Below are 13,889 nucleotides of genomic sequence, written 5' to 3' on the forward strand. Positions count from 1 at the left end.
TGTTGATTACTTAACGCTAGCTAGTAGCATTTGGTTCATTAGCTTAATGAAGGCTGATGGATCAGCAAGGCTACCTTTTTCAGACAACAATGCTTGTTGCAGTAAAAGCTCTGACCACTGCGCAAATTGCTGTTCATCTTGCTCGTCATTTAAACGGGCAACTAACGGATGCTCTGGGTTTAGCTCAAATGTCGGCTTAGACTCAGGTACGTCTTGTCCAGCAGCTTGCATCAACTTGATCATCTGCGTTGACATTTCGCCTTCACCGGCAACCACACATGCAGGCGTATCAGTTAGACGCGTTGTCACCTTAACCTCAGAAACCTTATCACCTAAGCTGTCTTTAACACGCTTAACTAGGCCTTCTGATTCAGTTTGTAGTTTCTCTTGTGCTTCTTTTTCGCCTGCATCTTCAAGCTCACCTAGCTCAAGATCGCCACGGGTCACAGAGTGCAGTTTCTTGCCATCAAACTCAGTTAAGTGGTTAATTAGCCACTCATCGATACGCTCAGACATTAATAACACTTCAATGCCTTTCTTACGTAACACTTCAAGATGTGGGCTGTTAGCTGCCGCTTCATGGCTATCGGCAACAATGTAGTAGATCTTAGACTGACCTTCTTTCATGCGCTCAATGTAATCTGCTAGTGATACGTTAGCTTTAGCTTCACCTGTGTGAGTCGACGCGAAACGCAGTAGACCAGCTACACGCTCTTTGTTAGCAAAATCTTCAGCAGGGCCTTCTTTTAGCACTTGGCCAAATTCTGTCCAGAAAGACTGGTACTTTTCAGCATCATTCTTAGCCAGTTTCTCAAGCATGCCCAATACACGCTTAGTCACAGCAGTGCGCAGCGCTGTGGTAACCTTGTTATCTTGCAAAATTTCGCGAGATACGTTTAGCGGTAAATCGTTTGAGTCAATCAAACCTTGCACAAAACGCAAGTAGCTAGGCATAAATTGCTCTGCGTCATCCATTACGAATACGCGTTGTACAAACAGTTTTAGGCCGTGCTTACGGTCACGGTTCCACATATCCCAAGGCGCTTTAGCAGGGATATACAGTAAGCTAGTGTACTCTTGCTTACCTTCAACGCGGTTGTGGCTCCACAAAAGTGGGTCAGCAAAGTCATGAGAAATATGCTTATAAAATTCTTGGTACTCTTCATCAGACACATCACTCTTGTTACGTGTCCAAAGTGCTGTAGCCTTATTAATTGGCTTCCAGCTACCTTCTGTAGCAGCTACAGCTTCTGTATCGTCGGTCGCTTCAACCGCTGGCGTGCCTGCTTCAAACATCTCTACAGGAACTGAGATATGGTCAGAGTATTTAGTAATAATTGAGCGCAGACGATAGTCATCAGCAAACTCTTTCTCGTCATCACGTAAGTGAAGCGTAATTTCAGTACCACGAGTTTGCTTAGAGATAGTCTCAACTGTGAAGTCACCTTCACCAGCTGACTCCCACAGCACAGCTTCATCAGCGCTATGGCCAGCAGCGCGAGTGCGCACAGTTACACGGTCTGCCACAATAAAGGCTGAGTAAAAACCAACACCGAACTGACCAATTAGCTGTGAATCTTTTGACTCATCGCCTGATAGGTTTTTAAAGAAGTCAGCGGTACCTGATTTAGCAATCGTACCTAGGTGTTCAATTACACCGTCACGAGTCATACCGATACCGTTATCTTCAATAGTAACAGTACCCTTCTCTTTATCCGCGCTAATGCGAACACGCAGTTCACCATCGCCTTCATAAAGATCGTTATTAGTTAGGGCTTCATAGCGTAACTTATCTGCAGCATCGGCAGCGTTAGATACCAATTCACGTAAAAAGATCTCTTTGTTTGAGTACAAAGAATGGATCATCAAATGTAATAGTTGTTTGACTTCAGTTTGAAAGCCATGCGTCTCTTGTTGTGACATGAAATGTTCCCTTTAAAAATCAGTTTAAATAAAGCTTACAAATAAGATGGGGCTATAAAATCGCTTTTCAAGGGAAAGAGTGCGCATTGATTTCAATTGCACAAAAAAAATCCAGTTTGTGATAATCACAAACTGGATTTTGATAGCATTTCACTTGTAAACAGCTATTTATAGTCGCTTAAAGTAAATTACTGCTGAGATTAAATCGGTAAACGACCATTAAAAGACAGCGCCAATGTGGTGCTATCAACATATTCAAGCTCACCACCAACCGGCACGCCATGAGCGATGCGGCTAACAGTTAACTGATGGCGCTTTGCCATATCGGCAATATAGTGCGCAGTGGCATCACCTTCAACTGTTGGATTGGTCGCTAAAATAAGCTCACTGACATCGCCCGACGCTAAATGCAGCTCAAGTAAATCAAGCCCTAGTTCATCAGGCCCAACACCATCAAGCGGTGATAGGTGACCTAACAATACAAAATAGCGACCAGTAAAATGCCCACCCGCTTCAATCGCAAGCACGTCCGCAGGAGTTTCTACTACACAAATTACTTCAGAGTGACCACGCTTAGTGCTGACACAAATCGGGCAATAAGTTTCTTCAGTAAAAGTACGACATGACTGACAATGACCCACATCAGACATAGCTTTGCCTAGCGACTCTGCCAATTTAGCGCCCGCTTTACGGTCACGCTCTAAAAGCTGAAATGCCATTCTTTGAGCAGATTTAGGGCCAACGCCCGGTAAACAACGAAGTGACTGGATGAGCTCATCAACGAGTGGACTAAATTTCATTTAAGGTTCCGCTTAGAAAGGTGCTGCACACCTCTAAATTAAATTTAATAGACAAAGCGACGGGCTTTGCTAGGTGGATTAACAGGAATATTAACATAGAAAACCTGAATCCAATCGCGATTTCATGTTAAATAAAACAAGATCCAATCTCTAAACCCCTCTTCACTCAAGGCTTCTGTGCCGTTATAAAATGTAGTCAAAACTTCAATTTAAAAGTAACCTTCAATTTCGTTTCAAGAAATTGATATCTCGCAAGGTTCCAAAGCATGATCCAATAAGGTCAGTAAGCTTTTTATATATGAAACTCTTTGCTGAACATCAGATCGATTTGGCTGCAAAGAAATTTTTCCGCCAATAAAACTTAAGCTTTGTGGCTGACACACTTGAATTGAATTTTCGATCTCTTTAAAAGTCAATAATGAACCTTCTGCATAACTTGGAATATAGAGAGCTTTGGCAGGAGGCATGTGGGTATCCTTCCACTTGCCATAGGGCCCTTCAATATCACTGGCACCCGAAAATATAATGCCTTTCAGTAATCCGCTTTGCTTAGCCAGTTCAATGTGCTGCAGCGGTCCGTTAGTACTGCGCGTCTCAATTGCCGAGCGTCCCCAGTTGATACTGATGCCGATATCACTATTCAGTTTGTTATTTACATATTGCGCAGCCGAAATTTCATCTTCTAAGCGCATAAAGCCTTTCTCTGCATCTTGCCCTTCTATGTAGGCATCACAATGCTCTATGACCAGTTTGGCTCCGTGCCAATCCCACGACAACATTGTCTCTAATGAAGATTGTAAGGCTGTAACAGATGATGTTGAATTTTTTGATATTTTGGGAGCTGTATGAATCTTAAGAAAACTGACCGCCTCCCGTCCAAGATGATTATTTAATGTCATAATCGCTTGTTGCGCCTGCAGATAAAAAACTAATGCGGCTTGTCTACCGGCTTCATTTGTTGACGCTATACCAAAGTGGGGATTATTCGCTAACTGGCCCATCACCCCAGGAATTGAGGTAAAAACAAACTGCCAGTCCTTACTGACATTACTTAAAAACCATTCATCATCATAAGGATGTAACTTACCGACAAAAGGATGCTCAATACCAATAATGTTATCTTCGGACTTTAAATGCTGATAATACAGAGACTCTGGCTCTGGATCCCAACCTTCAGCCGAAGGTGCAGTGGCATATGCGCCTACAATATATTCCATTAATCGTTTTCCTTATCATAATACAAACCTAACAGGTATACCTATTACACCACTATGTAAGTACAGATGCAATTTTGTTTGTGAATATGCGTTTGCAGTGCTAGAACTTCGCCACAATAGCATCACCGTTTTGCGCATCAATATCTCGTTTAACTAATCAGCCTGCGGGTTTGCCCCTTACAGAGAAAGCATCAATCCAAAATAGACTCGTGCGCAATTCACTCCCCTAACAAGCATAATCCACATCAGTACGAAACTTTTCTTTGACAAAAAACAAACAACTGGTACATTGGTATAACAGGTTAACGAGATACCTATCACAACAGATTAACCTTGCACTCACTCAGCGCCGGATCATAGAACCGCATCAAGTGGGATTGTCTTCAGCAATAGAGCCTAATAAATAATGATTACGACAGTGATAGCCGAGCAAATATTTAATGGTAGAGAGATCTTGAAAGATCAACCAATCACTTTCCAAGATGGCAAAGTGATTGCTTTTGATAGCGTAAATAATGCAAAAGAATTCAAAATTTCGGGATTATTAACCCCAGGTTTTATTGACGTTCAAGTTAATGGTGGAGGTGGCTATTTGTTTAATCAGCAAACTCACTTAACGACTCTCGAAGCTATGGTGCACGCCCATAGTCGTTATGGCACCACAGGGCTACTTCCAACGCTAATTACCAGTGATTTCACCACATTAAACAATGCAGCAAATACTATCGCAGAAGCCATTAACAAACAGCTGCCAGGCATTCTAGGTGTTCACTTTGAAGGACCGCACATCAGCGAGCCCAAAAAAGGGATCCACAATAGCCAGCACATTAGGGCTCTAAGTGAGCAAGAAATGGCAGTGTATTGCCGTAACGATCTAGGTATAAAAGTGGTCACCATCGCCCCAGAGTGTGTGACAACAGAGCAAGTAAAATCTCTAATAGCACACAATGTTAAAGTATGTTTGGGCCACTCAAATGCGAGCTTTGAACTCACTCAAGCCGCTTTAGTTGCCGGGGCTGTTGGGTTTACTCATCTATTCAATGCCATGTCACCGTTAACATCCCGCGAGCCCAATATGGTCGGAGCAGCACTGCTTGATGAAGCAAGCTGGTGTGGCCTTATCTTAGATGGCCATCACGTTCACCCTGCAACGGCCAAGCTTGCAACTAAAATAAAAGCCAAAGGTAAAATGATGTTGGTAACAGATGCGATGTCAACCATTGGTAGTAGCCAACAAGCATTAGCGTTTGACGATCATAAAATACAACTCAGCAGTAATAAGTTAACCAGCCAAACAGGCCAGTTAGCAGGCTCAGCCTTAGATATGATCACCGCGGTAAACAACGCGCAAACCATGCTAGATATTTCACTCGAAGAATCTCTAAGAATGGCAAGTTTATATCCCTCAAGCTTTCTTGGAATGCATAAAAATACGCCATTACTTAGCCTAGGTGCCAAGGCTGATTTCACCGTACTAGAAAAGAGTAACCAAACAAGTTTACACGTAAGCCAGACATGGATTGATGGCAAACAAATTTTTTAATTTCAATAAAGGATTACCATGCAAAAACTAACTGGGTTAATCGCTGCTCCACATACTCCATTTGATATTAATGGAGATGTTAATCTGCCTGTTATCGACCAAATTGCCGCTTTGCTGATCAAACAAGGAGTCAAAGGCGTTTATATTTGCGGTACTACTGGTGAAGGCCTTAATTGCTCCGTCAGTGAGCGAAAAGCGATTGCAGAGCGATGGGTGTCGGCCGCACAAAATAAGCTAAGCATTACAATCCATACTGGCGCTTTATCAATTGTTGATACACTAGAACTAACGAGGCATGCTGACACACTTGATGTCTTTGCCACATCGGTAATCGCCCCCTGCTTTTTTAAACCCAGTTCAGTCGATTGTCTTGTCAAATACTGCGCGACCGTCGCAGCCGCTGCGCCAAGTAAAGCTTTTTATTACTACCACTCTGGCATGTCGAATGTGATGTTTGATATGGAGCAGTTTCTTATAAAAGCAGACAAAGTCATCAACAATCTTGCTGGAATAAAATTTAACCATGTCGATTTATATGAATTTCAGCGCTGCAAACGAGTCGCTAATGGTAAATTTGACATACCATTTGGCGTCGATGAGTCACTACCTGGCGGACTAGCTGTAGGCGCTATCGGCGCGGTTGGTAGCACATATAACTACGCAGCTCCACTTTATTTGGACATCATTGCAGCGTTTAACCGAGGAGAGCAACAAACCGTCACTCATTTAATGGATAAAGTGATTGGCCTTATTCGACCTCTTGTGGAATATGGCGGAGTTGCGGCGGGAAAAGCGGCGATGCAGTTGCATGGTATTGATGTTGGCGATCCTCGTTTACCTATTCGCGCCCTTTCAGCACAAGAAAAAGAAGATGTTATCGTAAAAATGCAAGCTGCAAGCTTTATGGAGCATACACCTATTTAACGCCATAGCACTGATGTTATTGACTATTTATAAATTTTTAAAGGCCAAATCGCTCACCACAGCATTTGGCCAATCCAAGACGTCATCAAAAACTGTACTTATTAAAACTAAGATTTCCTTAGACTTTCGATATATAGCAAAACACCAATATTCTGCCGTTATTTTAAGTGTTTTATAGTGAGGTCGCATTTAATGCACTATATATCCAACCATCATCATTTTGATGATGGTTTTTCTTTTTAACTGCCTAGGTTACAGCTTATAAAGCTAACCCTCTTAAATTTTATTATTTTGTGCTAATAAAAAAACCATATTAAATAATATGGCTTTGTAAAAAGTGCTCAAACTTAGGGTTCGGCTTAAAAGCTAGCACACGGTTAATAGTCCATGATCATCTGTTACCTTTCGCTGCTCTTTATCGGCCCACAAAAAGTAGTCTTGCTCTGTTAGCTCACTCGCTGCTGCCTTATCGATAATAATCACCGCATGCTGATGTAACTGCAACGCAGACGCCGGACACATTGCATTTAATGGCCCTGTGATCATTTGCTTCACTGCTGATGCTTTGTTTTCGCCTGTAGCCATCAACAACACATGATTCGCTTCTAAAATAGTGGCGATGCCCATCGTCATCGCCATTGTAGGTTGCACCTCATCTTGAGTAAATAAGCGGCTATTATCAGCCAGTGTTTGCTTGGTTAAGGTTTTTATTCTAGTGCGTGATGCAAGACTGGATGTCGGCTCATTAAAGCCGATGTGACCATTTGCCCCGATCCCCAATATTTGTAAATCTATTCCTCCTTTAGCTTTTATCAGTTGTTCATACTCTTCGCCTTGCAGGCGAGGATTCTGCTCTGCACTACAAGTGGGTAAAAACGTGCGACTTACTGCTATATCAACATGTTCAAATAAATGCTTTTGCATGAAAGTACGGTAACTTTGGAGATTTTCAGCCGCTATATTGTGGTACTCATCAAGGTTAAATGTCGTGACATTAGCAAAACTTAAAACACCTTGCCGATATTGCTCCACCAGCAACTGATATAAACTAATGGGTGTGCTTCCAGTTGCTAAACCTAAAACTGCCGCTGGTTTTTGCTCAATCAGTTCCGTCACCCATTGCGCCGACTTTTCAGCAACTTGCTCTGGGGTATCTAAGATAATAACTTGCATATCAATTCCTATTTTGCGGTAAAGCACCGGCAGCTATTTTGTTAACCACAACCGATCACCGAATCGGCATAAAGAGCCGCACCAATAAGATCGGCATGCTCGCCAGAAACAGGAGCGACAAGTTCAACCTGATAGATTGTGGGAAGTGCCTTTAATTTCTTTTTTATTCGCTCTTGAAATAAGTGTGTAGAGCCGACACTGCCGCCTAGTACCACAATGCCTGTTCCGGTTAATGCCTTAATATTCGCGATAAGTTCGACAATGGCATCGGTTGCTTGCTCTAGTAACTGGACAATTTCGGGGTGGCAGCCATACTCGTTGAAAACGGTTTTACAACTAACGGCTTTGTTGACAATGCTTGACGCTTGATTGGCAATAGCGGTACCTGATGCCAACGCCTCAGCACAGTTAAACCTGCCACAATGACACTCTATGGCAGGCAACTCAGGTCGACTCACTGACATATGGCCTATGTGTGCACAAAAACCATCAGCCGCCATGACTAATTGACCATTTTGAACAATGCCCCCTCCAACCCCCGTTGATACCGTAATGTAAACCAAGGTACTGTCTAATGGATTAGGTCTTAGGCTATATTCAGCCCAAGCTGCAGCAGCTGCATCGTTTAGCATCACAACAGGTAAACCAAAACCGGTTTCAAGTTGCAGCTTTAGCGGTAGCGAATCGTTTGCAGATAGAAAATTAACTCGCTCTGTGCCCACAAGACCAGAGCAAGCAACCGCAACTGAATAAGCCTGCTCAGTCCAGCCTTCACATAAGTTAATAAGGTAACTGGCAAGATAAGCTAAGTCTTGATGCACAATAGATTCAACTTTCCTAATCTCAATGATTTTAGAATCTTTAACTAACGCCGCCGATATTTTGGTGCCGCCGACATCGATTGCAATAATCATGTGACTAAAGCTCCTATATCAGCATGTGCAGGCTCACTTTCTGTAGAGCGGCAATTTTCGCCCTCAGCAACGCCAGCAACAAACCACTGAGTAATGTGCTCGACCCGCGTAATGGCAGAGCCAACGGTTACTGAAAATGCACCAAGCGCTATGGCTGATGCCGCTCGCTCTGGTGAGTTATACCGTCCCTCAGCAATCACATTTAGCCCTTGAGCTGCCCATCGGTTCACCAAGTCATAATCGGGCTCTAATGGAGGTACTGAGTGACCAGTATAACCCGACAATGTACTGCCAATAAAAGTACAGCCATGTTGCGCGAGCATTAAGCCAACCTCATAGTCAGCACAGTCAGCCATTGCAACACAACCTGCCGAATGGATAGCGTCTAATAAATCGAGCATTGGAGCTGGACGAGCTCTATCGGTACCATCAAAGGCAATAATACTCGCTCCCGCCTTTGCTAGCGCATTAACATCATCAACATATGGCGTGATCCGCACTGCACTATCATCTAAGTCTCTTTTTATAATACCAACAATTGGCACAGCGCTGACCTTGGCCACCGCCCTTACATTTTCAACACCTTCGATTCTTAACCCTTTAGCGCCACCGCTCTCGGCAGCTAACGCCATCGCCACAACATGTTCCACCTTGTCCATTGGGCCACCATCAACAGGCTGGCAAGAAACAATCAAAGCGTGCTTCAACGATGATAACAATCGCTTTTCTAACTCTTTATTTACCACTGACATATCCCCTTGCTAAAGCCTAATATTTAAGATGATTTCATCGCCACTGAGCGCATGGTGTAAAGCGTGAGTCCGGTTAAGTCTTTACTCGCAGCTTTAGTACTTTGTGTTAGCAAACTGGCAAGATAGCCAAACACTAAACAAGACACTATGCCTATCGTTGCGTACAAATAACCATTCGCCCACCCCAGCTGCCAGGCTGAAATCATGGTTGCTACGCCAGCTAAAATCCCTACTAGTGCACCAACTGAATTCGCCTTTTTCGTTAATGCGCCAAGCACAAATAACCCGCCTAACGCGCCCATAAACATTCCGATGACTTTAAAATAAGCTTCCATTAATGAACGGATTTCAGGATCGATGAAGATAAGGCCCGCTAAGGTTCCCAAGACCCCCATAATAAAAGTCAGCCAACGTGCGGCGCGCATATAGCCTTGTTCAGTTTTGACCAAGTTAAAGGGGCGTATAAAATCAGTAACCAGGGTTGTAGCAATGGAGTTCATACTGGTTGAAACAGTAGATTGTGCCGCGGCAAATATTCCAGCAACAATCAAACCGGCAAGCCCCACAGGCAGCTCTGTCGCAATAAAAGTGGGAAAGATTTGATCGATTTGAATAGTTGGATCTAACTTCTCAGGATGAGTTTGGTAAAACACATAGAGGCCTGTACCAATACAGAAAAACAATAGCGCAGCGGGAGCGGCAATAATGGCGTTTGCCCAAATAGAACGACTGGCTTCTTTGGGGTTTTTAGTCACCATGTAACGCTGCACGACGGCTTGATCAGCGGTATAACTTGAAAGGTTCTGACCAATACCACCAATAACAACAACCCAAATAGACAAGGTCGTTATGCTATCTAGGCTAAAATCAACATCCACCATGGTAAATTTATTATCGGTCAGACCAATACTGATAAATTCAGCCATTCCTCCGTCTAACCCAGCAATAATGATGATAAAGCACAGCACCGCTCCGATAAGTAACACGATAGTTTGCAAGGTATCAGTCCAAATCACCGCTTCAATCCCGCCCATAGTGCAATATATGAGACAAAGCACACCCATTATCAACACACTTTCACTAGGAGATAGTGGCGTAACGGCAGACAAAGCTAGCGCGGTAAGCGCCATGACAATCCCCATACGGCCGACATGAAATAAGGTAAATAAGCCACTAGCAAATAACCTGACACTCATATTGAAGCGTTTTGAAAGATATTCGTAGGCACTTGTTGCGTCAATTTGACGAAAAAAAGGCATAGCCACATAAATCGCAATTGGGGCTACAGCAATAATCATCCAGATCCCTAATAACAATAACCAGTTGCTCTGAAAGACCACGGCAGGTAACGCAACGTACGTTAACGAACTCAACATAGTGGCATAAATTGAACAGGCCGCAGCCCACCACGGAATGGATTGACCGCCACGGAAATAATCATTCGTGGTTCTGTTTTTGAATACGAAGAACAGGCCTACCAGAACGACAAATATTAAATATGCCACTAATACTGACATGTTAATCCAGCCAAAATCTCTAACGGGTTGTTTTAATGATGCTTGCCAGAGTATTGATGACGAGCCACTGCCAAGACTTGGGCTGAGCGCATAAACATCGCCATTGTTTGTCATGGTACTGTCTGTTATTCCGCCATTAACAATGGCTGGAGTGTTTTGCTCACCATTTGCCGTCGAGTATTGTGTCCAAGCGTTCGTTATCGCGTTAAATGATAATGTATCGCCTTTTTCGGTAAAGGCGAGTATGTGTGAATGCCCAAATGTCGACAGGCTATTTACTTGCTGATTAAATTCACTATTAGCATCAGAAATATTGCCAACTTTTTGCCATTGCTCGCTGGACTTTTCAGTTGCGGGATCAAACTTCCAAACAGCCGTTAATGGCAATGGGTTATGCTGCACACTCCTGTCTTGGCTTAGTAGACGATAGCCTCCGATAGCAAATATTTTGTCGCCACTGCCATCATTTTGAGTCGCTAACTGAACACCGTTTTGATAAATGCTATTTGCTATAGGTAATGCCGCTAAAGCGCGCCAAGCCGTTTTGGCTGCGAAGCGCTCATAATCAAACTGATGGTTTCTAAGTAACTTTCCATTTGCAATCAAGGCACTTAAATCTAAAGCAAAAAACTGGTTATTCGTCCCCGAACCCGTTAATACATATAGTGTATCTTCTACTATCACTGCTGACGGCGATTTGGCGGCAATTGGTAATGATGGTAAAAAGAAGCTTTCTAATAGCAAATTAGCCTCTTGCCAGATAAGTAAATTAACTTGATTCGATGCTTGCTGTGCATTGATACCACCAACAACAAGCGTGCTACCTTTAAAAGCCGCTGTCGCCGCGTAAGCTCTATTACCTTCATTCTCAGCTAACAAAGTCGATATGACATTACCTTGCGAGACAATATAAACCTGTTGTGATTGCTCAGCGCTTAACGGCATATTTTCAACAATGGTTGACTGCATTTGGCGGGGTGGAACGGTCTCTAAAGCTGAAGATATCAGGACATGCTCACCTTGCTGGGTAATAAATGCCCCCGCTCCTAAGCGTATTGATTTAGAAAGCTCAGCATCAAGCTTTTGCCAGCTTACAAACGTTTCTGCGCCGGCAAATTGCGGCATTATTAACATCAAAGACAATGCTAACTTTATTAGATTGTTGATCATATGTTTTAAATACTGGTGGTTAGCTGTATACCTGTTATACCACCACCAAGGCGTGCGCGCCACAAAAATGCACAATTATATTAACAAAAAATCAACTGACCACTTCAATTTTCAACAGCAAGTAATCGACTGGCAATAAAAAAGGGCTATCAAAAGATAGCCCTTATTGTCCGTAATACATACTTCAACTAACCTAAAACACCCTAGGCAGAGTAACGATTAATCGTAATATTTATCGAATACATATTGTATGTGTTGAGTTAACTTCTTGTCAGCGCCTTCCACATCACGGTTTTTAATACACTCTAAGATATCAACATGGTCTTGATGGCTTTTAGCATTCAACTCTTTAACGTTGGTTTTAGCAGGTCTAGCATCAATAACCCAATCCACTAACGCTTGGTGGATTGCGAGAAAAATAGGATTACCCGGTATTGATGCTATGACATGGTGAAAATAAATATCAGTTTTCTTAAATTGGCTTTCGTTATCGATCGCTTTAGCATTTAACGCTACCGCTTTTTCTAACTCTTCAATTTGTTCACTGGTGGCAAATTCTGCGGCATGACGAACAAGACTCGATTCAAAAAAACTTCTAAGCTGATCGAAGTATTGCAGCCCGTTAGGCTGAGATAGAAAGTCTTTTGACATTCCTGATAGCTCAGAAATAATAGTTTCAGGAGAGGGACGACTCACACGAGTTCGTTCACCACTGCTAATTTTCACTAACCCCTTGCGGGCAAGTGCTGATAAGGCATCGCGAATTGACGGTCTACCGACCCCAAATGCCGCCATCAGCTCTCTTTCAGACGGAAGCGCTTCACCTTCGGCAATTTCACCTTGGCGTATCATTTGTTCCAATTCTTCTTCAACGGTTTCTGAGAGTTTTTTTCGTTCAACAGGGCGTTTAATAGTAATTGGCATTCGAAGTTCCTTTAGCACCTAACAAGTTTTATACCTATCTAGCTATTATACCAGTGGTTGTATAAATGTATACAAGATTATCCAAAATAGCAGCATCAACGATAGCAAAAGTAAACTTTGGTTTTACTTTTATTAAACATTGACCCTTTGGTATAGCTATTATACCGTTGAGCAATTATCAACCAAAGCGTGATTAAACGATGAATAACCATCAGCTGAAAAAAGTGCATTATGGTAATGATAGCCAACAGTTTGCGCATCTTTATATACCGAGTAATAAAAACAAACTAACACCTGTAGTTATCGTGATTCATGGTGGTTACTGGAAGGATAATCATACTCTTGATACTTATGCCACTCGCGCTATTGTTGATTATTTACAGGGCTTTAATGTCGCGATATGGAACTTAGAGTACCGCAGAATGGACAGTGTGGGCGATAATATCAAAGCGCCATGGCCAGCTACATTTATCGATATTGCAGCAGGTATAGATTGGCTGCAACATATTGGCCTTGAAGAGGGGCTAGACTTAAACCAACTTCTATTAATCGGCCACTCTGCAGGTGGACATTTAGCAACCTGGGCCGCGTCGAGGTCAATGATCCCCCCAAGCAGTCCTCTGTTCAGCCCGCAAGCGCTTGCGATTAAAAACGTGATATCTATTAGCGCTATACTAGATTTAGCTGCATCAAATGATCTTGACCAGCCTCTGCAAGTACAGAGATTAATGGGCGGAACCCCAGAAGATGTTCCTGAGCGTTTTCAAGCATGTAATCCAAGCTGCTTATCTACAGATCAACTTAACCTAACACTGGTACATGGTGAGCGTGATACCTGTGTTAATGTCGCTCAGCTTAAACGCTATCAAAACCAAACCAGCCAGGATATCAAGCAGGTGTGCCTACCAACTGCGGACCATTTCTCGATGCTACCCCATGAGGGCAACTGGCAAGAGTCACACTGGGGCGTTATAAAACAGCTCATAGCAGATGAAGTTGCAGCCTTAACTTAATGGTATAAAACGTCGACTG

The 13,889-nt window shown here is 42.9% G+C and carries 11 protein-coding genes; 3 read left to right on the forward strand and 8 right to left on the reverse strand.

The window, feature by feature from the left end:
* Window positions 1-6: 6 nt before the first annotated feature.
* The 3 genes from htpG to AB4298_RS05700 form a co-directional block, all read right to left on the reverse strand.
* Window positions 7-1,923 carry a molecular chaperone HtpG gene (htpG, locus tag AB4298_RS05690; RefSeq protein WP_371985985.1) on the reverse strand — a complete coding sequence of 639 codons (1,917 nt, stop codon included), beginning with the start codon at window positions 1,921-1,923 and terminating at the stop codon, window positions 7-9.
* Window positions 1,924-2,123: 200 nt separating this feature from the next.
* Entirely contained in the window at window positions 2,124-2,723 is a 600-nt protein-coding gene (gene recR / locus AB4298_RS05695) for a recombination mediator RecR (RefSeq protein ID WP_371985986.1), read from the reverse strand.
* Between the two features lie 233 nt (window positions 2,724-2,956).
* A complete protein-coding gene (locus AB4298_RS05700) occupies window positions 2,957-3,940 on the reverse strand; it encodes a DUF4862 family protein (protein WP_371985987.1) in 984 nt (327 codons plus the stop codon).
* A 406-nt stretch (window positions 3,941-4,346) separates the two neighbouring features.
* Here AB4298_RS05700 and nagA point away from each other — a divergent pair, with 406 nt between their 5' ends.
* Window positions 4,347-5,483: an N-acetylglucosamine-6-phosphate deacetylase gene (gene nagA, locus AB4298_RS05705; protein ID WP_371985988.1), complete on the forward strand. Its 1,137-nt coding sequence runs from the start codon at window positions 4,347-4,349 to the stop codon at window positions 5,481-5,483.
* 18 nt (window positions 5,484-5,501) lie between these two features.
* Window positions 5,502-6,407, forward strand: coding sequence for a dihydrodipicolinate synthase family protein (locus AB4298_RS05710; RefSeq protein ID WP_371985989.1), 906 nt, complete (start codon window positions 5,502-5,504; stop codon window positions 6,405-6,407).
* A 366-nt stretch (window positions 6,408-6,773) separates the two neighbouring features.
* Here the strand turns inward: AB4298_RS05710 and nagB are convergent, their stop codons facing one another.
* The 5 genes from nagB to AB4298_RS05735 all read right to left on the reverse strand — a co-directional run bounded on the left by nagB (window position 6,774) and on the right by AB4298_RS05735 (window position 12,857).
* Window positions 6,774-7,580: a glucosamine-6-phosphate deaminase gene (nagB, locus tag AB4298_RS05715; RefSeq protein ID WP_371985990.1), complete on the reverse strand. Its 807-nt coding sequence runs from the start codon at window positions 7,578-7,580 to the stop codon at window positions 6,774-6,776.
* Between the two features lie 41 nt (window positions 7,581-7,621).
* Complete coding sequence (locus AB4298_RS05720; protein ID WP_371985991.1) at window positions 7,622-8,494, reverse strand: ROK family protein; 873 nt, start codon at window positions 8,492-8,494, stop codon at window positions 7,622-7,624.
* Complete coding sequence (locus tag AB4298_RS05725; protein ID WP_371985992.1) at window positions 8,491-9,246, reverse strand: N-acetylmannosamine-6-phosphate 2-epimerase; 756 nt, start codon at window positions 9,244-9,246, stop codon at window positions 8,491-8,493. Before AB4298_RS05725 ends, AB4298_RS05720 begins: the two co-directional genes overlap by 4 nt.
* Before the next feature lie 23 nt (window positions 9,247-9,269).
* Complete coding sequence (locus tag AB4298_RS05730) at window positions 9,270-11,888, reverse strand: sodium:solute symporter (protein WP_371985994.1); 2,619 nt, start codon at window positions 11,886-11,888, stop codon at window positions 9,270-9,272.
* Between the two features lie 264 nt (window positions 11,889-12,152).
* The gene (locus AB4298_RS05735; RefSeq protein ID WP_371985995.1) at window positions 12,153-12,857 is read right to left on the reverse strand and encodes a transcriptional regulator NanR; all 705 of its coding nucleotides are present in this window, start codon (window positions 12,855-12,857) and stop codon (window positions 12,153-12,155) included.
* 200 nt (window positions 12,858-13,057) lie between these two features.
* On the opposite strand from AB4298_RS05735, the gene AB4298_RS05740 reads away from it, so the two are divergent.
* A complete protein-coding gene (locus tag AB4298_RS05740; RefSeq protein ID WP_371985996.1) occupies window positions 13,058-13,870 on the forward strand; it encodes an alpha/beta hydrolase in 813 nt (270 codons plus the stop codon).
* Window positions 13,871-13,889 lie beyond the last annotated feature (19 nt).

The sequence above is a fragment of the Shewanella sp. 10N.261.52.F9 genome, from assembly GCF_041471165.1.
GTDB classification, from domain to species: domain Bacteria; phylum Pseudomonadota; class Gammaproteobacteria; order Enterobacterales; family Shewanellaceae; genus Shewanella; species Shewanella marinintestina.